This is a genomic window from Streptomyces flavalbus (assembly GCF_042674625.1).
In the GTDB taxonomy this organism is placed as follows: domain Bacteria; phylum Actinomycetota; class Actinomycetes; order Streptomycetales; family Streptomycetaceae; genus Streptomyces; species Streptomyces flavalbus.
In genome coordinates this window covers 5,173,954-5,193,502 of sequence record NZ_JBHTEB010000001.1, presented here as the reverse complement: position 1 = coordinate 5,193,502, position 19,549 = coordinate 5,173,954, and the positions used below count along the sequence as shown (strand labels likewise).

Sequence of the window (19,549 nt, the reverse complement as noted above, 5' to 3'; positions counted from 1 at the left end):
GGTTGGTGGTGGGCGCGTTGGCGTGGTGGAGCGCGGCCCCGCGCCCCTTGGGGGCGCGGGGGGTACCGGCGTCTTCTAGGGTCCGTCTTCAAACGGATCTTGCCCAGAGTAGGAGCGATGCGAGGGTGACCGCCGCTTCGTAGGAGGTGGCGGTCTTGTCGTATCGGGTGGCGATGCCGCGGAAGCCCTTGAGCCGGTTGAAGCAGCGCTCGATCACGTTGCGCCGCCGGTAGGTCTCCCGGTCGAACCCTGGCGGTCGGCCGCCTTGGCAACCGCGCCTCAGCCGGTGCCGTCGCTGGTCGGTTTTCTCCGGAATGGTGTGCGCAATGCCGCGTTTTCGCAGGTAGGCGCGGAAGCTGCGGGAGCTGTAAGCCTTGTCTGCGATGACCTGGTCGGGCCTGCACCGAGGCCGGCCCAGGCCGGTGCGGGGAACACGGATCCGTTCCAGCAGAGGGCGTGCACAGACACTGTCGTGGCGTTGGCCGGGCGTCACCAGGATCGCGAGCGGGCGGCCCTTGCCGTCGCAGGCGAGGTGGACTTTGGTGGTCAGTCCGCCGCGGGATCGGCCGAGGGCGTGATCGTCCGGTTCGTCCTGCTGGTGCCGCCCCCTTTTCGGCCCGTGGCGGCGGCGTGCTGGTGAGCGCGGACGATGGTGGAGTCGATCTGGACCAGCCAGTCGATGTCGCCGGCCGCGTCCGCCTGGGCCTGGATCTGCTGCAGAGCCCGGGTGAACACCCCGTCCAGGGCGTAGCGGCGGAAGCGGGTGTAGACGGTCTTCCACGGCCCGTAGCGTTCCGGCAGGTCACGCCAGGAGATCCCGGTGCGGATCTTGTAGACCATCCCGTTGATGACCTGCCGGTCCTCCACTCGAGGCCGCCCCGTCGCGGCCCGGGGTATCAGCGGAGCGAGCAACTCCCACTCCCGGTCGGTGAGTTCATGACGACGTACCACAACACCATGATCTACCACCCAGATGATCTTTGAAGACAGCCCCTAGTTCGGGTTCGTTTCTATGACCGCCGTGCGGTCCGTGGTGCTCTTCAGGGCCAGGCGGAGGGCGCCGATGACGTCCTCGACGGTGACCGGGGTCTTGTCGCCGGTGGCGCGGGTGATCTGGACGCCGTCGAAGGTGCTGCCGTACAGCTCCTTCAGGGCGGCCTTGTCGTAGCTCTCGACGAGCTTGCCGTCGACGGCCTTCACGCCGAGGAACTTCCACAGGGAGTTCTCGGGGCTGAAGGCGATCGAGTGCGCCGCGTCGGTCTGCACGGTGACGTTGCCGGACATCGCCGGTTCGGCGAACTCCTTCATCATCCGGTCGACCTCGGCCTTGTCGACCGTCGGCCGCTTGGCGGTGGTCGGGACCTGGACGGGCGCGGCCTCGCCGGTCTCGACCTGGGTGCGGTACGCCGCCGCGACGGCCTTGGCCGCCGGGTCCACGGCGATGCCCTTGCCCTCCTTGCCGTAGACCGGGACCGCCTTGCCGGACACGAACTTGATGGTGCCCTCGGTGACCGAGCCGGTGCCGCCCGCGGCGGTCTCCAGGGCCGCCTGGAGCTTCTCCTCGTCGACCGGCATGACCGGTTCGACGACCCGCTGGTTGCCGAAGAGCGAGCCGATCACCGAGACGGGGTTGTAGTCGCTCGCCGCCGCCGCCGCGACCGTGGCCGTGGCGTCGAACTGGAGGCCCGCCTGGTCCGGCTTCAGGGCGACGGACTCACCGCCCACGGACAGCTTGAGCGGGTTGTCGATCCGGTCGCCGAGCGCCCCGTCGAGCTTCTTGACGGCCTCGTCGCGGGTGCCGCCGCCGATGTCGACGCCGAGCACGGTGGTGCCCTTGGGCACGTCGGAGTGGTTCATCAGCAGCCCGGCGCCGTAGGCGAGCCCGGCGATGAAGAGGACGCCGCCGCCGAGCAGGACGAGCTTGTTGCGGCCCTTCTTCCTCGGGGCCGCGGCGGCGGGCGCGCTGGACTGCTGCGTCCGCGGCGGCGCGGGCGGCCGGGGCCCCTCGGCGGGGGCGCCGGTGCCGAACGGCGGGGTGCCCCGGTCGGCGGGCGGTACGACGGGGATGCCGCTGGTGACGGTGTGGCCCGAGACGTTGTCCGCGGCGCTGCCGTAGAGGCCGCCGGGCGGTTCGGGGGCGGGCTTCTGCGGGGTGAGGATCGCGGTGTCGTCGCTCAGTCCGCCGCCGGGGCCGGGGTGGCCGGGCGCGCCGGGGCCGCCAGGGGCCGTGTGCGGGCCGCCGCCGGACATCCCCGGCCTGCCGGGGGCCCCGGGTCCCGCGGGGCCGCCAGGGGCGCCGGGAGCCGCGCCGGGGCCGCCCGCCGCGGGCACCCGGGGGCCGTCGCCGGTGACGGGGCCGCCGGTGGGGCCGGTGGGGTGCTGGGGGGCCGCGCCGGGGCTGCTGAAGTCGTACGGGTCCACGGCGTGCTGGCCGGTGCTGCTGCTCGGGTCGTCGTCCGTGAAGTACGGCAGGTCGTCGCGGCGCGGTGCGGTGCCGCGCTGGCCGGCGGTGAGGGCCTCGGTGACGTCGAAGGAGCCGGTGCCGCCGCCGTGGCCGGGGGCGACGGGGCCGCCGGTGGCGCCGGGCAGCCCGGCGCCGTTGGTGCCGCCGGGGCGGGGGGCGCCCGGCGCGGTGCCGGAGCCGACGGCGCCGCCGGGGCGGGGCGCGGCGGTGCCCGGCGCGCCGGGGGCGGGTGAAGCGCCGGACGGGGCCGAGCCGTTGGCGGCGGCGCCGCCCGCTCCGGCCTTGGGGGCCGGGGACTTGCGGGGGGCGAACCAGTCGCTGGTCTTCTCCTCGGCGCCCGCGCCGGAGGTGTCCGGGCCGGAACCGGAGGCGCCGGAACCGCCCGGGCCACCGGTGCCACCAGCGCCACCGGGACCGCCCGGAGCGCCGTTCGCCCGCGGCTCGTTGGCGCGCTGGGCGGCTGCGGGTGCCGCGCCGGACGTCGTCGGCGTCTCGCCCTCGGCCGTGCCCGCGTCCTCGGTCTCACCGACGGGCTTGCGCACGACGACCGGCGGAATCGGTCGCGATCCGGGGATGTTGATCCGGATCCGGGTCGTCAGCGTGGTCTCGGTCTTGCGGTCCTCCGGCTGTGCGGCCGTACGGCCCGCGTCCGTGGTGCCGCCGGGCCCCGTGGGGGTGCCGTACGGCGGCGTGCCCGACGGGTAGGCGGCAGCGCCGCGCCCGTTGGGCCCGGAGGACGGACTGTCAGTTTCACGACTCAAGGCAGGTTCTCCCGGTTGGCTCGCCGCCCGCTGCGACCTCACTCCGCTAGGGGGTCCCCCCGGCTTGAGCGGAACTCAAGGTGTGGGGGAGGCTCGGCGGCGGGACCACCATACTGGCCACTTCTGGCGCTTATCCCACGACCGCTGGGGAAACCCACACGGGACTCGCACGAGCGTGGGACGGCGAACTGGTACGTCACTTGCGAAGTCGGACGACCCGGACCTACGGTTGCCGACCCGTGGCGAGAGTGGCGCACATCACAGCCACGGCCATCCCGCCGAGCAGGAAGAGGTACGAGCCCGCTCCCGCGGCGAAGAGGAAGTCGCCCTCGGGGCGGCTGGCGGTGAGCAGCACCACGGCGACCATCCACCCGGCGGCGGGCGCGATCGCCCCGCCCCGGCCGCCGAGCCCGCGGGCGCCGCCGAGGAAGAGCCCGGCCGCTCCGGCGAGGGCGAGCAGCAGTCCGCCGGGGAACCACCCGGCCTGCACCAGCGCCCCGGCGCCGCCGACGACCGCGCCGAGCAGGAAGAGCCCCAGGTAGACGGCGATCCGCAGGGCGGACGGCCGGTGCAGGGGCTGGGCGAGCAGGGAGCCGCGGTCGCTCATGCCTCCCCCTCCGGGTCGAGCCCGGCGAACAGGTCGCCGCGCGCCGCCGGGTCGGGCTCGCCGCTGGCCAGCTCGTAGTACTCGGTACTGAAGATCGGCTGGGCGAGGTCGTTGGAGAGCGCGAAGTAGGGCTCGGCGACCTCGATCTGGGTGGCGTGCGCCCGCATGGCGGCGGCCTTGGCGGCGGCGTACGCGGTGCCGTCGACGGTGGTGGTGATCCGCTCGTCGGGGACGACTCCGGGTACGTCGTCGAGGGTGGCGGTCCTGGTGAAGGGCAGGCCGGGCAGCGCGTCGGTGAGGCGGGCGAAGGCGTCCTCGGCGGCGGAGCGCGGGACGCGGTTCCAGTAGACGCGGGCGACGCCGCAGCCCGCGGCCCCGGCCAGTTCGGCGGCGCGGGTGGCGATGCGGTGGGCCTGGATGTGGTCGGGGTGGCCGTAGCCGCCGTCCGGGTCGTAGGTGACCAGCACCTGGGGGCGGACCTCGCGGATGACCTCGACCAGGTGGGCGGCGGCCTCGTCGAGGTCGGCCCGCCACAGGCAGTCGGGGTCGTCGTTGTCGGGCAGGCCCATCATCCCGGAGTCGCGGTAGCGGCCGACGCCGCCGAGCTGGCGGAAGTCCTCGACGCCGAGGGCACGCATGGCGGCGGCCAGCTCGCCCAGCCGGTGTTCGCCGAGGGCGGTACCGGTGAGGTGGGCGAGCGCGGGCGGGATGACCTCGCCACGCTCGCCCAGGGTGCAGGTGACGAGGGTCACATGGGCACCCTCGGCCGCGTACCTGGCCATGGTCGCGCCGTTGTTGATCGACTCGTCGTCCGGGTGCGCGTGCACCAGCAGCAGACGCCGCGCGGGCAGTTCCGTCATGCGCCCACCCTACGAGGACGCACCGACGGACCCGCGCGGCACCGGCCGTGGGACCTGCCTAGAACTTGATGCTGCCGATCATGCCCGCGATGTTCGTGGTCAGCTCGTTGATCGTCGGCGCGACGGTCGAGGAGGCGAGGTAGAAGCCCAGGAGCATACACACGACGGCATGTCCGGCCTTCAACCCCGACTTCTTGACCAGCAGGAAGACGATGATCGCCAGCAGCACCACCGCCGAAATCGAGAGTGCCACGGCGGCTCACCTCCAAGAACCCGGGAACGTGGGGGAAACGGTCGAGGGACAGAGCGAGGGAACGGGTAAATCCATACATCAGCCAGCAGGTTCATACCCACGCAGCGCTAGTGATCATAACTATCAGTACGTGCGCATCGATCGGCGCACGGCCGCACAAGGGGGCGCATGGCCAATATGGTCAGGGCATGACGATGGCGCCTGATTCCTTCCCCCGACGGCACGCCCGCACCCAGCGCTTCACGCTCGGCGCGCCGCGTTCGTTCACGGTGGCTCCCGACGGTTCCCGTGTCGCGTTCCTGCGTTCCTCCTCCGGCTCCGAGCGGGCCAACTCCCTGTGGGTCCTGGACGTCGAGGACGGTCAGGAACACCTGGCCGCCGACCCTGGCGCCCTGCTCGGCGGCGCCGACGAGGACCTGCCGCCCGAGGAGCGGGCGCGCCGCGAACGCAGCCGTGAGGGCGGTGCCGGGATCGTCGGCTACGCCACCGACACGGCCGTGGAGTTGGCGGCTTTCGCCTTGTCAGGGCGGCTTTTCACGGCCGAGCTGCGGGCCGGTACGGCACGTGAACTGCCCGTCGCGGGGCCGGTGATCGACCCGCGTCCGGCGCCCGACGGGCGGCATGTCGCGTATGTCGCGCGGGGCGCGCTGCGGGTGGTCGGCGCGGAGGGCGAGGGCGACCGGGCGCTGGCGGAGCCGGAGTCGGAGGGGGTTTCCTACGGTCTGGCCGAGTTCATCGCCGCGGAGGAAATGGCGCGTTCGCGTGGGTTCTGGTGGTCTCCGGAATCGGACCGGCTGCTCGTGGCGCGGGTGGACGACACGCCGGTGCGACGGTGGTGGATCTCTGATCCAGCCCGGCCGGAGCGTGACCCACAACACGTTCCGTACCCGGCCGCGGGCACCCCCAACGCGGAGGTGCGGCTGCTCGTGATCGGCCTGGACGGGACCCGCACGGAGGTCGTCTGGGATCGTGCGCGCTATCCGTACCTGGCCCGAGTGCACTGGTCAGCGGCAGGTGCCCCGCTGCTGCTCGTCCAGGCCCGTGACCAGTGCAGCCAGCTCTATCTGGCCGTGGACCCGGACACCGGGGCGACCCGGATGGTGCACGCCGACGAAGATCCGATTTGGCTTGATCTTTTCCCCGGGGTGCCGTGCTGGACGCCGTCCGGGCGGCTGGTCCGGATCGCCGACGAGGGCGGCGCGCGGGTGCTCGCGGTCGGTGAACGCCCGCTCACCGGACCGCAGTTGCACCTGCGTGCGGTGCTCGACGTCGCGGACGAGGACGTGCTGGTCGCGGCGTCCGCGGGGGCGGAGGCGGCGGCTTTCGAGATTGGCGAAACCCATGTGTACCGGGTGAACGAACTCGGGTGGGAACGGCTGTCACAGGAGCCCGGCGTGCACTCGGCGGTGCGCTCGGGGAACGTGACCGTACTGGTGTCCCACTCCCTCGACTGGGCGGGGGCGCGGGTACGGGTGCTGCGGGACGGCAAGCAGGTGGCGACCGTCCCCTCGTACGCCGAAGATCCCGGTCTGTCCCCGCGCATCACGCTCACCGAGGGGGGCGCACGCCGCATCCCGTGCGCCGTGCTTATGCCTCGGGACTACGCCGGTGACACCCCGCTGCCGGTCCTCCTCGACCCCTACGGTGGCCCGCACGGCGCACGCGTGGTCGCCGCGCACAACGCCCACCTCACGTCGCAGTGGTTCGCCGACCAGGGGTTCGCGGTGGTCGTCGCGGACGGCCGCGGCACCCCCGGACGCTCCCCCGCCTGGGAGAAGGCCGTCAAGGACGACATCGCGGCGGTCGTCCTGGAAGACCAGGTCGACGCGCTCCAGGCGCTGGCCGCCGAGTACCCGCTCGACCTGACCCGGGTCGCGATCCGCGGCTGGTCGTTCGGCGGTTACCTGGCGGGGCTGGCCGCGCTGCGCCGCCCGGACGTCTTCCACGCGGCGGTGGTCGGCGCCCCGGTCACCGACCTGCGGCTGTACGACACCCACTACCAGGAGCGCTACCTCGGCCACCCCGACGAGCGGCCCGAGGTCTACCGGCGCAACTCCCTGGTCGACGACGCGGGCCTGGTGGACGCGGCCGAGCCGCACCGGCCGATGATGATCGTGCACGGCCTGGCGGACGACAACGTGGTGGTCGCCCACTCCCTGCGCCTGTCCTCGGCCCTGCTCGCCGCCGGACGCCCGCACGAGGTGCTCCCCCTGTCCGGCGTCACCCACATGACCCCCCAGGAGGAGGTCGCGGAGAACCTGCTGCTGCTCCAACTGGACTTCCTCCGCCGCGCCCTCAGACTGAGCTAGCGGCAAACACTCCACGGAGCACCGCAACCATCAATTGAGGAACCACGGCGAAGCACCAGCCAGGTCCGCGAGAGCGGCGCCGGTTTAGGCGCAAAAAGGGGCAACGGGCCGGGGGACATGGCGTACCCCGGCCCGTTTACGGCACCCGCACGGCCGTACGCTCCACAGACTGCCGCGTCCGTATATCGGAGCCGCTTCGCGGGAGTTGCCTGTGTGTTACTCGTTGGGCGGTTCCGGTGGGACGACCTGTTTCTCCTCCGCGAAGTGGCACGCCGAGTCGTGCGCGGCCGGGCCCCGCGCGCCCTGGAACGCCTCCGGGACCGCCAGCGCCGGTACCTCCACCACGCACCGCTCCCGCGCCTTCCAGCAGCGGGTGCGGAACCGGCAGCCGGAGGGGATCTTCGTGGGGGACGGCACGTCACCGGCCAGGATGATCCGCTCCCGGTGCTCCCGCGCCGCCGGGTCGGGCACCGGGACCGCGGAGAGCAGCGCCTGGGTGTAGGGGTGCGTCGGATGGTCGTAGATCTCGGTGTCCGTGCCGGTCTCCACGATGCGGCCGAGGTACATCACCCCGACCCGGTCGGAGATGTGCCGGACGATGGACAGGTCGTGGGCGATGAAGACGTACGACAGGTCGAACTCGTTCTGGAGGCGGTCCATCAGGTTGATGACCTGCGCCTGCACCGACACGTCAAGGGCGGAGACCGGCTCGTCCGCGACGATGACCTCCGGGCGCAGGGCGAGGCCGCGGGCGATGCCGATGCGCTGGCGCTGGCCGCCGGAGAACTGGTGCGGGTAGCGGTTGACGTACTCCGGGTTCAGGCCGACCACGTCCAGCAGCTCCTGGACGCGCCGCCGCCGGTCGCCCTTGGGCGCCACCTCGGGGTGGATGTCGTACGCCTCACCGATGATGTCGCCGACCGTCATCCGGGGGTTGAGGGAGGTGTACGGGTCCTGGAACACCATCTGGATGTTGCGGCGGACGGCCTTCAGGGCGCGGCCGGTCAGGTGGGTGATGTCCTCCCCCTTGTAGCGGATCGTCCCGGCCGTCGGCTTCTCCAGGCTGACCAGCATCTTGGCGACCGTGGACTTGCCGCAGCCGGACTCCCCCACGATGCCGAGGGTCTCGCCGCGGTCTAGGTGGAAGTCGACGCCGTCGACGGCCTTGACGGCGCCGACCTGCTTCCTGAAGAGGATGCCCTGGGTGAGCGGGTAGTGCTTGACCAGGCCGCTGACCTCCAGAATGGGCTCAGCCATGCAGGCACTCCCTCCAGAAGTGGCAGGCGCTGCCCCGGCCCGGGTGGCCCTCGACGTCGTACAGGGGCGGCTCGTCGGTGGTGCAGACGTCGCGGGCGAGCGGGCAGCGCGGGTGGAAGGCGCAGCCCGGGGGGATGTTCAGCAGGCTGGGTGGCAGGCCCTTGATGGCGTACAGCTCCTGGCCCTTCTGGTCCAGGCGCGGGATGGAGTCCAGCAGGCCGCGGGTGTACGGGTGGGCGGGCGCCTTGTAGAGGTCGTGGACGGGGGCCGACTCCACGATGCGGCCCGCGTACATCACCGCGATCCGGTCCGCGACGTCCGCGACCACGCCGAGGTCGTGGGTGATCAGGATCAGGCCCATCCGGTACTCGCGCTGCAACTCCGCGAGGAGTTCCATGACCTGGGCCTGGACGGTGACGTCGAGGGCGGTGGTGGGCTCGTCCGCGATGATCAGTTTCGGTTCCAGGGCGAGCGCCATCGCGATCATGATGCGCTGGCGCATCCCGCCGGAGAACTGGTGCGGGTACTGCCGTACCCGCTCCCTGGCGGCGGGGATGCGGACCCGGTCCATCAGCTCGACGGCCTTGGCGCGGGCGTCCTTGCGGGACATGCCGCGGTGCACGGTGAACATCTCACCGAGCTGGTCGCCGACCGGGATCACCGGGTTGAGGGCGGACAGCGCGTCCTGGAAGATCATCGCCATCTCGGCGCCGCGGACCTTCCTGCGCTCCTCCTCCTTCAGCTTCAGCAGGTCCCGGTCCTGGAAGACGACCTCACCGCCGGTGATCCGGCCGGGCGGCACGTCGAGGATGCCCATGATGGCCTGGGCGGTGACGGACTTGCCGGAGCCGGACTCGCCCAGCACGGCGAGGGTCTCGCCCGCGTCCACCTGGTAACTGACGCCGTTGACGGCCTTGGCCACGCCGTCCCGGGTGTGGAACTCCACGTGCAGGTCACGTACGTCGAGGAGCACGGCTCACCTCAGCTTCGGGTCGAGGGCGTCGCGCACCGCGTCGCCGAGCATGATGAACGCGAGCACGGTCACCGCCAGCGCCCCCGAGGGCCACAGCAGGGCGTGCGGGGCGTTGCGGACGTACGGGGAGGCGGCGGAGATGTCGATGCCCCAGGAGACGCTGGGCGGGCGCAGGCCGACGCCGAGGAAGGACAGGGTGGCCTCCAGGGCGATGTACGTGCCGAGCGCGATGGTGGCGACGACGATCACCGGGGCGACGGCGTTGGGCGCGATGTGCCGCAGCAGCAGCCGGGAGTTGGAGGCGCCGAGGGCGCGGGCGGCCTGGACGTAGTCGTTCTGCTTGGCGGTGATGACGGAGCCGCGGGCGATGCGGGAGAGCTGCGGCCAGCCGAGCAGCACGATGAACCCGATGACGGGCCAGATGGTGTTGCTGGTGACCACGGAGAGCAGCACGAGTCCGCCGAGGACGACGGGGATGGCGAAGAAGACGTCGGTGATCCTGGACAGGATCGCGTCCCCGAGGCCCCCGAAGAACCCGGCGAGGGCGCCCAGGACGCTGCCGAGGACCGCCACCCCGAGCGTGGACAGGACGCCCACCGCGACGGACGTACGGGCCCCGTACACGGTCCGGGTGTAGACGTCGCAGCCCTGCCCGTTGAAGCCGAACGGATGGCCCGGCTGGGAGCCCTCCTGGGCCCGGGAGAGGTCGCACTTGAGGGGGTTGCCGGAGGCGATCAGGGAGGGCCACAGGGAGATGACGAGCAGGAAGAGGATGACCAGGGCGGAGCCGATGAAGACGGGGTTGCGGCGCAGGTCGTGCCAGGCGTCGGACCACAGGGAGCGCGGCTTCTCCTGCGGTCCGGTGCCGAGCGGTCCGCCGGGGGTGCGCTCCAGGGTCTCGGCCTCGTCCAGGCCCAGGTCCATCGCGCCGCCCTGCCCGGTGGAGGCGATGGCGTTGTCCGGTTCGCGCGGCGGCTCAGGCATAGCGGATCCTCGGGTCGAGTACGGCGTACAGGAGGTCGACGATGAGGTTGGCCACCAGGAAGACGAGGACGAGGACGGTCACGAAGCCGACGACGGTCTGGGTGTTCTGGCGCAGGATGCCCTGGTAGAGCTGGTAGCCCACGCCGTGGATGTTGAAGATCCGCTCGGTGACGATCGCGCCGCCCATGAGGAAGCCGATGTCGGCGCCGATGAAGGTGACCACGGGGATGAGGGAGTTGCGCAGCAGGTGCCGGGTGATCACCCGGCGCCGGGGCAGGCCCTTGGCGACGGCGGTGCGGACGTAGTCGGAGCGCCGGTTCTCCGCGATGGAGGTGCGGGTCAGCCGGGTGACGTACGCCAGGGACACGGACGCCAGCACCAGCCCCGGCACGATCAGCTCGTCGAAGGTGGCCTCCGACGACACCGACGGTTTGATCCAGCCCCACTTCACGCCGAGCAGGAGCTGGATCAGCAGGCCGGTGACGAAGGTCGGGACCGAGATGACGACCAGGGTGACCAGCAGCACCCCGGTGTCCACGGGGTGGCCGCGGCGCAGGCCGGTGACGACGCCGAGGGTGATGCCGATGACGATCTCGAAGAGGATCGCCACCACGGTGAGCCGGATGGTGACCGGGAACGCCGTGCCCATCAGCTCGGTCACCGGCTGCCCGTTGAAGGCGGTGCCGAAGTCGCCGGTGAACACGTTGCCCATGTAGGTCAGGTACTGGCGCCACACCGGCTGGTCGAGGCCGAACTCGTGGCGCAGCTGGGCCGCGGTCGCGGGGTCGCACTGCCGGTCGCCGCACAGGCCCGCGATGGGGTCGCCCATCACGTTGACCATCAGGAAGATCAGCAGCGTGGCCCCGATGAAGACCGGGATCATCTGGAGCAGCCGCCGGACGACGTAGCGTCCCATCGCCGCCCCCTCTCAGCCGACCTTGATCTCGTTGTAGACCGGGACGCTGAACGGGTTGAGCTTGACGTCGGAGAGCCGCTCGGAGTAGCCCGCGCTGCCGTTCTGGTACCAGAGCGGGATGGCGGCCATGTTGTCCCGGACGACCTCCTGGGCCTGTTTGAAGAGGTCGACGGCCTTGCCGGTGTCGGACTCCGCGTTGGCCTGGTCGACGAGGTCGTCGAACTCCTTGTTGCTCCACTTGCCGTCGTTGGACGAGGCGTTGGTGTAGTAGAGCGGCTGGAGGAAGTTCTGGATCAGCGGGTAGTCCATCTGCCAGCCCGCGCGGAACGGGCCGCTCATCTTCTGGTCGGTGATCTGGCTGCGGAAGTCGGCGAAGGTGCCGACGGGGTTGCCGACGCAGGCGCGGTCGTTGTCGAGGGCGTTGTTGATGGAGTTGCAGACCGCGTCGACCCACTCCTTGTGGGAGCCGGTGTCGGCGTTGTAGCTGATCCTGACCTGGCCGCCGGGGATGCCGCCGCCCCGCTCGATCAGCTTCTTCGCCTCGGCGGGGTCGTACTCGCACAGTTCCCCGCAGAGTTCGGGGTCGTAGCCGCCGTCCTCGCCGAGGACCGGGGAGGTCCAGTCCTTGGCGGGGGTGCGGGTCTTCTGGAAGATCTTCTCGGTGATCTGCTCGCGGTCGATCGCGCGGGACAGGCCCTTGCGGACGTCCTCCAGGCCGTCGCGGCCCCAGTTGCGGTCGTAGAACGGGAAGGCGAGGGTCTGGATGATCCCGGCGGGGGTGTTGATGTACCGGTCGCCGAGGTCGTTCTTGACGTTGCTGAGCTGGGCGGCGGGCACGTCGTCGACCAGGTCCAGGTTCCCGGCGAGCAGGTCGGTGTAGGCGGTGTTGTTGTCGGTGTAGACCTTGAGGTCGACGCCGCCGTTCCGCGCCTTGTCGTCGCCGGGGTAGTCCTGCCACTTGCGCAGGGACATCTGGGAGCCGCGGGTGTAGGAGTCCACCAGGTACGGCCCGTTGCCGACGGGCTTCTTCAGCCAGGCGTCGTGGTCGTCGAAGAACGCCTTGGGCAGCGGGACGTAGGCGTTGTAGCCGAGGGTCTCGGGGAAGGTGGAGAACTTCTGGTTGAGCTTGACGGTGAAGGTCCGCTCGCCGGTGACCTTGAGGCCGGAGAGGGTGTCGGCGCTCTGCTTGCCGCCGTCCTCGGGGTGGACCTTGTCGTAGCCCTCGATGTAGCTGAAGAAGTAGGCGTTGCGCTGGTTGTTCTTCAGGCTGGCGCCGTAGTTCCAGGCGTCGACGAAGGACTGGGCGGTGACCTTCTCGCCGTTGCTGAAGGTCCAGCCGTCCTTGACGGTGACGGTGAAGTTCTGGGAGTCGGAGGTGTCGATCTTCTCGGCGAGCATGTCCTTGGCCTCGCCGGTGTCCGGGTCGTACTTCTTCAGCCCGCGGAAGAGCATGTCGAGGACCTTGCCGCCCTGCACCTCGTTGGTGTTGGCGGGCTCCAGCGGGTTCTGCGGGTCGCCCCAGGACGAGGTGAGCACGGCGCCGGAGTCGCCTCCGCCACCGCCGTCGTCGCCGCCGCCCCCGCAGGCCGTCGCCGCAAGGCCCGCGGCCACCGCGCACGCGGCCCAGCGGGCGTGCCTGGCTCCACGCATGGAGTCCCTCCTCGTATCGCCGTGCGTCAGCGCCGGGGCACTGAACCGTTAACGGCCAATATCGGTGCGAAGAGGGGCATGGCGCATGTGGTGCCGGGCCGGATGGATGACGGGCGCGCACACGCGGCGGAGCCCGGCCGGGTGGGCCGGGCTCCGCACATCGGTACGCGTCGGGTCCTAGCCCTCGGACTCCAGGGCCTTCAGGGCGGGGTCCATGACCACGTCCTCCGCGCGGACCTCCGTCGTCGGCTCCTCCGGGAAGTGGCAGGCGGTCAGGTGACCGTCGTGGTTGCCGGAGATCTGCACCAGCGGGGGCTCCTCCGTGGCGCACTTGTCCTGCGCCTTCCAGCAGCGGGTGCGGAACCGGCAGCCGGACGGCGGGTGGATCGGCGAGGGCACGTCCCCGGAGAGGCGGATGCGCTCGCGCTGCTCGGCGTCGTCGTCCACCTGCACCTCGGGCACCGCGGACAGCAGCGCGTGGGTGTAGGGGTGCCGCGGCCGGTTGTAGATGGAGTCCCGGTCGCCGACCTCGACCACCTTGCCGAGGTACATCACGGCCACGCGCTGCGAGAAGTGCCGCACGATCGCCAGGTCGTGGGCGATGAAGACGAACGCGATGCCCAGCTCGTCCTGGACCTTCTGGAGCAGGTTGACCACCTGCGCCTGGATCGACACGTCAAGGGCCGAGACCGGCTCGTCCGCGACGATCAGCTTCGGGTTCAGGGCGAGCGCGCGGGCCACGCCGATGCGCTGGCGCTGACCGCCGGAGAACTCGTGCGGGAAGCGGTTGTAGTGCTCGGGGTTGAGGCCGACCAGCTCCAGCAGCTCCCGGACGCGCTTCTCCCGGCCGCCCTCGGGGTTGATCCCGTTGACCTCCATCGGCGCCTTGATGATGGAGCCGACGGTCTGCCGCGGGTTCAGCGACGAGTACGGGTCCTGGAAGATCATCTGGATCTCGGACCGCACCGGCGCGAGCTGCCTGCGGTTGGCCCGGGTGATGTCCCGGCCCGCGTACGTGATCTGTCCCGCCGTCGGCTCCAGGAGCCGGGTGATCAGCCGACCGGTGGTGGACTTGCCGCAGCCGGACTCACCGACCAGACCGACGCTCTCGCCCACCCCCACGGTCAGGTCGACGCCGTCGACGGCCTGCACGGCACCGACCTTGCGCTTGATCGGGAACCCGCCGTAGATCGGGAAGTGCTTGGTCAGCCCCTTGACCTCCAGGAGGGGTTCCGTGGAGGTCGCGGAGGTGCCCTGCTGTACGGGGAGGGTGAGGTTCTCGCTCATGATCTCGGTTCTCCCTAGCGCAGCCGGGGCTGGATCTCGTCGATGAAGATGGTCTGCTTCTGCTCAGCCGTGAGGTGGCAGGCGGCGGCGCGGCCCTCGCCGAGCGGCGGCCGGGCGTCGGTGCACTGGTTGCCCGGCACCTTGTCGCGGTAGGCGCAGCGCGGGTGGAAGGGGCAGCCGGTGGGCGGGTTGAGCAGCGACGGCGGGCTGCCCGGGATCGGGGTCAGCTCCTGCTCGATGTCACCGTCGAGGCGCGGCATCGAGCTGAGCAGGCCCCAGGTGTAGGGGTGCTTCGGCGTGCGCAGCACCTCCTTGACGGAGCCGCGCTCCACCGCCCGGCCCGCGTACATCACCAGCAGGTCGTCGGCCATGTTGGCGATGACGCCGAGGTCGTGGGTGATGAAGACGATCGCGGAGCCGAACTCCTGCTGGAGGTCCTTCAGCAGGTCCAGGATCTGCGCCTGCACGGTCACGTCGAGCGCGGTGGTCGGCTCGTCGGCGATCAGCAGGTCGGGGTCGCACATCAGCGCCATGGCGATCATCGCGCGCTGGCGCATACCGCCGGAGAACTGGTGCGGGTAGTCGTCGAAGCGGACCTTGGGCTGCGGGATGCCGACCTTCTCCAGCATCTGGATGGCCCGGTCCCTGGCCTCCTTCTTGGAGGCGCCCGTGTGCTTCATGTACGGCTCGGCGAGCTGCCGTCCCACCGTGTAGTACGGCGACAGGGCCGTCAGCGGGTCCTGGAAGATCATCGCCATCTTGTTGCCGCGGAGCTTCTCCAGCTCCTTCTCCTTGGCGGTGACGAGCTCCTGCCCGTCGAGGATGATCTCGCCGTCGATGGTGGTGGTCAGCGGGTTGTGCAGGCCCAGGATCGTCAGGTTGGTGACGGACTTCCCGGAGCCGGACTCGCCGACGATGCCCAGGGTCTTGCCGCGCTCGACATCGAAGGAGAGTCCGTCGACCGCCTTGACGATGCCGTCCTCGGTGGAGAACCGCACCCGCAGGTCACGGACCGAGAGGAAACTCTCGGACCCGGTCGGGGCCGGGGCGTCCTCGGTTTTGGTCAGTGTGGTCACGGTGGTGGGTTCTTCCTAGGAGAGCCGGACGCGCGGGTCGATCCAGGCGTACGCGATGTCGACGAGGATGTTCAGGAGCAGGATGAAGAAGGCTCCGACCAGCATGACACCCATCGTCAGCGGGAGGTCCTTCGTGATCGCGCCGGTCACCGCGAGGCGGCCGATGCCCTGGAGGTCGAAGGTGAGCTCGGTGACGACACCGCCGCCGAGCAGGGCGCTCAGGTCGATGCCGATGATGGTCACGATCGGGATGAGGGAGCCACGCCAGGCGTAGCGGAAGAAGACGTACTTCTTGCCCATGCCCTTGGCGCGGGCGGTGCGCACGTGCTCCTCCTGGAGCTGCTCGATCATCGAGGAGCGCGCCATACGGGTGTACTGGCCGGTGAAGATCGTCGCCATCACGGCCATGGGGATCCACAGTCCCCCGAGCCAGCCCGCCGGGTCCTCGGTGAACGGGATGTACTTCGGGTTCTCCACCCAGCCGGTGCTGTAGACGAAGATCAGCAGCACGATCGGGCCGAGGAAGTAGATCTGGAAGGAGCTGAGCACCATGGAGGCGCCGGTGGCGGCCTTGTCCACCAGGGTGCCGCGCCGGTAGGCGGCGATCATGCCCGCGCCGATGCCGAGGATGAGGAAGACGACCAGGGCGCCGATGGTCAGGGACAGGGTCAGCGGGAACCGGTCCATGATGATCGCGGTGACGTTGTCGTTGTAGAAGAACGACCGGCCCAGGCACGGCGCGGGGCAGTCACCCTGCGGGAAGTCGCGCCCGGCCACGATGCCCGACATGAAGTCCCAGAACTGCGTGGCGAGCGGCTGGTCGAGGCCGAGGGCGTGCCGGATGTCCTCCAGTCGCGCGGGCGAGCAGTCCTTGCCACAGGCCAGGGAGGCGTAGTCGGAGGGCGCGGCGACGAAGAGGAAGAAGGTGACGGCGCCGATCAGGAACAAGGTGACGAGGGCACCGACCGAGCGCCGGATGATGAACTGAAGCATGGCGGGGGGCTGCTCTCTGCGGAGACGGTGGACGGGTTCACGGAACCGCGGGGACGCGCTCCGCCTGGTGCGCGCCCCCGCGAACAGCCGTAGAGAGTTACGACTTCAGGAACAGTCGGGTGACGTCCAGGTAGCTGGACTCAGTGCTGTAGCGGGCACCGCCGATGTTCGAGCCGAAGAGCTGGAGCTGCTTGGTGTACCACAGCGGAGCGGCCGGGTTGACCTCCTCCAGGATGTACTTGTGGGCCTCTTCCCAGGTCTTGGCGGCCTGCTCGGGCTGCTCGGTCAGGGCCTTCTTGATCAGCTCCTGGACCTTCGGGTCGTTGATGTGCGAGTAGTTCGACGAACCGTCGGCCACCTGGTCACCGTCGTAGATGGGGGTGATGACCGTCGCGGCGGACGGCCAGTCCTGGCCCCAGCCGGTGATGTAGATGTCGTACGGGTTCTTGAGCTTGCCGATCTGCTCGTAGTAGCTCGCCGCGTCGATCTCCTTGGAGACGACGTCGATGCCGACCTTGCCCAGCGCGTCCTCGATGGCGACCTTGCGCTTCTGGCCGGCCTCGGAGTTGGCGTAGGCGAAGACGAGCTTCTTCTCGGACGCCGGGACGTCCGCGAGCAGCTCCTTGGCCTTCTCGATGTTGCCCGCGGGCGTCTTCAGACGGCCGTAGGGGTCGTACGTGGCGTCGTAGCCCGGCAGGGTCGGGGCGAACAGGTTCGGGGCGACGTCACCGCCGTACGCGCCACCCTCACCGGCGATGAGGGACTTGGAGTTCACCGCGTAGGCGACGGCGTCACGGACGGTCTTGTTCTTGACCCGGTCCAGGTTGAAGGTGAGCTGCATCACGTAGGGCTGGTAGCCCTTGATGGTGCGGCTCTCGACCTTCGGGTCGCCGATGACGTCCTGGATCTGGGTGGCGTCGACGCTGCCCGTGAACTGGATGGCGTTCGCGGCGTCGCCGTTGCTGGCGATCAGACGCTTGGTCTGGGACGACTCGGTGATGCCGAACTGGAAGTTGAAGCCGTCCACGTACTGGTGGCGGACGGAGTCGGTGTTCGGGTCCCAGTTCTCGTTCTTGACGAGCTTGAGGGTCTTGCCCGCCTTGAACTCCGCGATCTTGTACGGGCCGAGGGCGACCGGCGCGGTGTCGTACTTCTCCTTGGTGTCGGTCTCCTCCGGCACGACGGAGTAGCCCGGCATCGCCAGCGTCATCGGCAGGTCCGGACGCGGGGTGTCGAAGTGGAAGATGACCGTCTTGTCGTCCGGGGTCTCCAGGACCGAGTCCGGCAGGTGCTTCTTGCCGAAGCCGCCGTCCGGCAGGGCCTTGCGGTAGTCCGGGCCGCTCAGCCAGTTCTGGAGGTAGGTCGGGCCGTCGAAGATGAACTCGGCGTACAGGCGCTCGACGGTGTGACGGATGTCGGCCGAGGTGATCTCGTTGCCGTTCTCGTCCTTGATGCCGTCCTTGAGCGTGTACGTCCAGGTCTTGTTGTCGTCGGACGCCTTGCCGGAGTCGGTGGCGAGGTCACCCACGACGGAGACGCCGCCCTTGCCGTCCTCCTCGAAGTTGGTGAGACCGCGGAAGACCAGGTTGGCGAACTGACCGGCGTCCGAGACGTAGATCTGACCCGGGTCCATGTGGGACAGGCCGGACTCCTGGAAGACCGTGACGGTGCCGCCGGGCTTGGCCCCGGGGACCTCCTCGGCCGGACCGGTGGAGGCCTTGGCGTCCAGGTACGCGACGCCCTGCTGCTGCTCCTTGGCCTTTTCCTGCTTCTCGCTCTTGTCCTTACCGGAGCTACCGGTGTTCTCAGAGCAGCCGGTGAGCGCGAGGGAACCGGCCGCGATGGCGACCAGCGCGGCGCGCGCTCTGCGCGAGGTGAACGACTTCATAGCGGTGTATGCACCTACCTGTCGGTTGTTATCCATGAGTACTGCCTGACGCGGCTGGTAGGCCGACGCGGGGGCGGCAGCCACCCCCCACCAATGGACGGCTCAGCGCCCGGACTTGGGGTCGAAGGCATCCCGTACCGAGTCTCCGAGGAGGTTGAAGCACAGGACGAAGATCACCAGCGCCACACCCGGGAAGAAGATGAACGCGGCATCCTGCTGGGTGTACTGAGCGCCAGCGGCGAACAGCCGCCCCCAGTCCGGGGTGGGCTCGACGAAGCCGACGCCCGCGAAGGAGAGGAAGGCGATGGTCAGGATGGTGCTGGGCAACTGGTACGTGAACTGCACCAGCACCGGCGTGACGATGTTCGGCAGGACCTCCTTGCGGATGATCCGGCCCGGCGAGGCCCCCGAGACCTTGGCGGCCTCGATGAACTCGCGCTCGCGCAGCGCCAGCGCGACGGAGCGCACCAGGCGGGCCATGCCCATCCAGCCGAGCACCCACAGCACGATCAGGATCGCCAGCGCCCGGAAGTACGTGGGCGTCTCCTCCTGCGGGTCCACGAAGAACGAGGTCACCACGGGCATGAAGGCGATGAAGAAGAGCTGCGAGGGGAAGGACAGGAAGAAGTCCGTCACCCGGCCCAGCCAGTAGTCGGTACGGCCGCCGAAGTAGCCGCCGACCAGGCCGATGATCACGCCCGTGACGGTCAGCAGGATCGACACGCCCAGCGCCATGAACAGCGACGTCCTCATGCCGTAGACCAGCATGGCGAACAGGTCGCGGCCGTACTGCGGCTCCACACCGAACCAGTGGTCGGCGGACATCCCGCCGAAGTAGCCGAGCGGCAGCCCGAAGTCGTCCAGGATGGGCTTGTCCGCGTACGTGGGGTCCTGGCCGTACAGGGTGTACGGGTCGGTGCCGCTGATCATGGTGAGCAGCGGCGCGCAGAGCGCGATGACGAAGTAGAAAATCACTACGCCCGCGCAGATCATCCCTGTACGGTCACGCTTGAAGCGCTGCCACATCAACTGCCCGGGAGAGCGACCCTCAAGCTTCTTGGGGCCCTCGGCGACCTCGGAGGTCGCGTCGAGCTCTGGGTCCAAGGCGACCGCGGACCCGGAGCCCTCGGCCTTCGTCGGACTGGTCATGTGTGTTCTTCCCCCGGGGGGTTGGAGAGTTGAGCGCAGCACAGATACCGGCAGGTTCTGTGGTTTGGGGGAACTTTCGCCAAACGCATCAACGCGCGTCAAGGGCAGAAGACATAGGGATC

General features: G+C 70.0%; 16 protein-coding genes. 1 reads left to right on the top strand and 15 read right to left on the bottom strand.

Annotated elements, in window-relative coordinates; genetic code table 11:
- Window positions 1-88: 88 nt before the first annotated feature.
- From ACFQZ6_RS23450 to ACFQZ6_RS23430, 5 genes are all read right to left on the bottom strand, one after another.
- A protein-coding gene (locus tag ACFQZ6_RS23450; RefSeq protein WP_381604552.1) for an IS5 family transposase occupies window positions 89-951 on the bottom strand; the annotation gives its coding sequence in 2 pieces (ribosomal slippage) (window positions 89-582 and window positions 582-951; 864 coding nt in all).
- A 42-nt stretch (window positions 952-993) separates the two neighbouring features.
- Window positions 994-3,225 carry a hypothetical protein gene (locus ACFQZ6_RS23445; RefSeq protein ID WP_381612160.1) on the bottom strand — a complete coding sequence of 744 codons (2,232 nt, stop codon included), beginning with the start codon at window positions 3,223-3,225 and terminating at the stop codon, window positions 994-996.
- Window positions 3,226-3,448: 223 nt separating this feature from the next.
- Entirely contained in the window at window positions 3,449-3,832 is a 384-nt protein-coding gene (locus tag ACFQZ6_RS23440) for a DUF6113 family protein (RefSeq protein ID WP_381612159.1), read from the bottom strand.
- A complete protein-coding gene (gene mshB, locus ACFQZ6_RS23435) occupies window positions 3,829-4,692 on the bottom strand; it encodes an N-acetyl-1-D-myo-inositol-2-amino-2-deoxy-alpha-D-glucopyranoside deacetylase (protein ID WP_381612157.1) in 864 nt (287 codons plus the stop codon). Before mshB ends, ACFQZ6_RS23440 begins: the two co-directional genes overlap by 4 nt.
- A 58-nt stretch (window positions 4,693-4,750) precedes the next feature.
- On the bottom strand, window positions 4,751-4,945 hold the full coding sequence (locus ACFQZ6_RS23430) for a hypothetical protein (protein WP_360217543.1): 195 nt from the start codon (window positions 4,943-4,945) through the stop codon (window positions 4,751-4,753).
- A gap of 188 nt (window positions 4,946-5,133) precedes the next feature.
- Here ACFQZ6_RS23430 and ACFQZ6_RS23425 point away from each other — a divergent pair, with 188 nt between their 5' ends.
- Entirely contained in the window at window positions 5,134-7,254 is a 2,121-nt protein-coding gene (locus ACFQZ6_RS23425) for a S9 family peptidase (protein WP_381612155.1), read from the top strand.
- Between the two features lie 216 nt (window positions 7,255-7,470).
- Here ACFQZ6_RS23425 and ACFQZ6_RS23420 read toward each other — a convergent pair whose 3' ends face one another.
- The 10 genes from ACFQZ6_RS23420 to ACFQZ6_RS23375 form a co-directional block, all read right to left on the bottom strand.
- Window positions 7,471-8,511 (bottom strand): ABC transporter ATP-binding protein, encoded by a 1,041-nt coding sequence (locus ACFQZ6_RS23420; protein ID WP_381612153.1) that lies wholly within the window; start codon window positions 8,509-8,511, stop codon window positions 7,471-7,473.
- Window positions 8,504-9,484: an ABC transporter ATP-binding protein gene (locus ACFQZ6_RS23415; protein WP_381612151.1), complete on the bottom strand. Its 981-nt coding sequence runs from the start codon at window positions 9,482-9,484 to the stop codon at window positions 8,504-8,506. The genes ACFQZ6_RS23420 and ACFQZ6_RS23415 overlap by 8 nt, the downstream gene beginning before the upstream one ends.
- A 3-nt stretch (window positions 9,485-9,487) precedes the next feature.
- Window positions 9,488-10,468 (bottom strand): ABC transporter permease, encoded by a 981-nt coding sequence (locus ACFQZ6_RS23410; protein ID WP_381612149.1) that lies wholly within the window; start codon window positions 10,466-10,468, stop codon window positions 9,488-9,490.
- On the bottom strand, window positions 10,461-11,384 hold the full coding sequence (locus tag ACFQZ6_RS23405; RefSeq protein WP_381612147.1) for an ABC transporter permease: 924 nt from the start codon (window positions 11,382-11,384) through the stop codon (window positions 10,461-10,463). The genes ACFQZ6_RS23410 and ACFQZ6_RS23405 overlap by 8 nt, the downstream gene beginning before the upstream one ends.
- Before the next feature lie 12 nt (window positions 11,385-11,396).
- Complete coding sequence (locus ACFQZ6_RS23400; protein ID WP_381612145.1) at window positions 11,397-13,034, bottom strand: peptide ABC transporter substrate-binding protein; 1,638 nt, start codon at window positions 13,032-13,034, stop codon at window positions 11,397-11,399.
- Window positions 13,035-13,211: 177 nt separating this feature from the next.
- Window positions 13,212-14,321: an ABC transporter ATP-binding protein gene (locus ACFQZ6_RS23395; protein ID WP_381612143.1), complete on the bottom strand. Its 1,110-nt coding sequence runs from the start codon at window positions 14,319-14,321 to the stop codon at window positions 13,212-13,214.
- Between the two features lie 14 nt (window positions 14,322-14,335).
- Window positions 14,336-15,397 (bottom strand): ABC transporter ATP-binding protein, encoded by a 1,062-nt coding sequence (locus ACFQZ6_RS23390; RefSeq protein ID WP_381612141.1) that lies wholly within the window; start codon window positions 15,395-15,397, stop codon window positions 14,336-14,338.
- A gap of 15 nt (window positions 15,398-15,412) precedes the next feature.
- On the bottom strand, window positions 15,413-16,390 hold the full coding sequence (locus tag ACFQZ6_RS23385; protein ID WP_381612139.1) for an ABC transporter permease: 978 nt from the start codon (window positions 16,388-16,390) through the stop codon (window positions 15,413-15,415).
- A 97-nt stretch (window positions 16,391-16,487) separates the two neighbouring features.
- Window positions 16,488-18,278, bottom strand: coding sequence for an ABC transporter substrate-binding protein (locus ACFQZ6_RS23380; RefSeq protein ID WP_381612137.1), 1,791 nt, complete (start codon window positions 18,276-18,278; stop codon window positions 16,488-16,490).
- A gap of 102 nt (window positions 18,279-18,380) precedes the next feature.
- Window positions 18,381-19,427: an ABC transporter permease gene (locus ACFQZ6_RS23375; RefSeq protein ID WP_381612135.1), complete on the bottom strand. Its 1,047-nt coding sequence runs from the start codon at window positions 19,425-19,427 to the stop codon at window positions 18,381-18,383.
- Window positions 19,428-19,549: the final 122 nt, after the last annotated feature.

Bases quoted from the DNA above. Each gene is read 5' to 3' on its own strand.
- ACFQZ6_RS23410 (WP_381612149.1), bottom strand. From the start codon at position 10,468: ATGCCTGAGCCGCCGCGCGAACCGGACAACGCCATCGCCTCCACCGGG.
- ACFQZ6_RS23420 (WP_381612153.1), bottom strand. From the start codon at position 8,511: ATGGCTGAGCCCATTCTGGAGGTCAGCGGCCTGGTCAAGCACTACCCG.
- ACFQZ6_RS23375 (WP_381612135.1), bottom strand. From the start codon at position 19,427: ATGACCAGTCCGACGAAGGCCGAGGGCTCCGGGTCCGCGGTCGCCTTG.
- ACFQZ6_RS23400 (WP_381612145.1), bottom strand. From the start codon at position 13,034: ATGCGTGGAGCCAGGCACGCCCGCTGGGCCGCGTGCGCGGTGGCCGCG.
- ACFQZ6_RS23405 (WP_381612147.1), bottom strand. From the start codon at position 11,384: ATGGGACGCTACGTCGTCCGGCGGCTGCTCCAGATGATCCCGGTCTTC.
- ACFQZ6_RS23440 (WP_381612159.1), bottom strand. From the start codon at position 3,832: ATGAGCGACCGCGGCTCCCTGCTCGCCCAGCCCCTGCACCGGCCGTCC.
- ACFQZ6_RS23425 (WP_381612155.1), top strand. From the start codon at position 5,134: ATGACGATGGCGCCTGATTCCTTCCCCCGACGGCACGCCCGCACCCAG.
- mshB (WP_381612157.1), bottom strand. From the start codon at position 4,692: ATGACGGAACTGCCCGCGCGGCGTCTGCTGCTGGTGCACGCGCACCCG.
- ACFQZ6_RS23380 (WP_381612137.1), bottom strand. From the start codon at position 18,278: ATGAAGTCGTTCACCTCGCGCAGAGCGCGCGCCGCGCTGGTCGCCATC.
- ACFQZ6_RS23385 (WP_381612139.1), bottom strand. From the start codon at position 16,390: ATGCTTCAGTTCATCATCCGGCGCTCGGTCGGTGCCCTCGTCACCTTG.
- ACFQZ6_RS23395 (WP_381612143.1), bottom strand. From the start codon at position 14,321: ATGAGCGAGAACCTCACCCTCCCCGTACAGCAGGGCACCTCCGCGACC.